At 43.8% G+C, this 1,065-nt stretch carries 2 protein-coding genes; both read left to right on the top strand.

The genetic code is table 11. The features are described from left to right. The first annotated feature begins 1 nt into the window (after position 1). On the top strand, positions 2-94 hold the full coding sequence (locus EX31_RS26600; RefSeq protein ID WP_369794814.1) for a CfaE/CblD family pilus tip adhesin: 93 nt from the start codon (positions 2-4) through the stop codon (positions 92-94). 228 nt (positions 95-322) lie between these two features. Then, positions 323-1,065 (top strand): CfaE/CblD family pilus tip adhesin (locus EX31_RS17215; protein WP_231576074.1); only part of this gene is annotated, 743 nt, incomplete at its 3' end.

Genomic DNA, 1,065 nt, shown 5'->3' with positions numbered 1-1,065 from the left:
ACTGGAACTCAGCACCAAGACAATGGATATCAACAGTAAACAAGCCGGGAATTATACCGGACATCTGATTGTTAATTTTACACCGCAGCTTTAGGTAACAACAGGTAACAGGAAAAGCCCAAATTAAATTCAGGCTATATTTAATCATAAATCATTGAAACATTTCCGATTACCTACTGAGTTTTTCCAGAGAGCTTTCATTAAAATGAAAAAAATACAGCGTTGCATCACGACAGTATCATTTCTATTCATATCGTTTTTTTTAAGTACCACTCTCTATGCTCAGCCTCCTTCGGGGAGAGATACTACTGTTGAAGTCACTATGGATAAATCTGCACCCACAGACGCCTATATCTGGAATGGTGAAAGTGGGGGTAACGAGTCAGACCCTGCGACCTTTAAAAATAATTGGGTCTGTTTATCAAGTACTTCTCCAAATAATGGTCAATGCCCGACACAGACTGTACAAGAGGGTTCTTCTACCGCAACTTATGGCGCTAAATCCACCATTCCTTTGCTCTTTAAGGAAAAAAGGAGCGGTGCAACCGCTATCATTAATCTGACTGCTTACCGAAAAGTCGGCGGATATGGTCCCTGGATAATCAATGCTGCCGCAGTTGCCGGGAGTTCTGTAAATGAAGCTCTAGCGACTTTTTATGTTCCCAAAGGGGAAATTGCAAAATTCCCTATGGGTGGAGACTGGCAGGCGGAGCTTAAAGTCAGCCTGATACAACATTACCCCAGTGATGCCAAAGCAGCCGATTGGGTTGCCCACATTTCGTTGAAGATTACTGACAATAACAACCAGCAAATTTATTTACCCGAATTTGGCGAAGCCGCACCGCGCGTTGACCTTAACCTGCGTCCATTGCCCGGCACTAAAGGTAATCAAACGCAAATGAACGGCTCGGCTACTATAGATATGTGTCTGTACGATGGATATGGCTCGAACAGCAGCAGTTTCACCCTGAAATTTGACGATCAGCAGCAGGGGACAACCCAGCGCAATAACGGATACTTCTCTATTTATTCTGATCACGGCGACACTAATTTGGATTCAGGACG

This window comes from Rahnella sp. WP5 (assembly GCF_000745615.1).
Taxonomy (GTDB): Bacteria; Pseudomonadota; Gammaproteobacteria; order Enterobacterales; family Enterobacteriaceae; genus Rahnella; species Rahnella aceris.
Note: the sequence above shows the minus strand (reverse complement) of the source record. Positions and strands in the feature narration are given on the sequence as shown.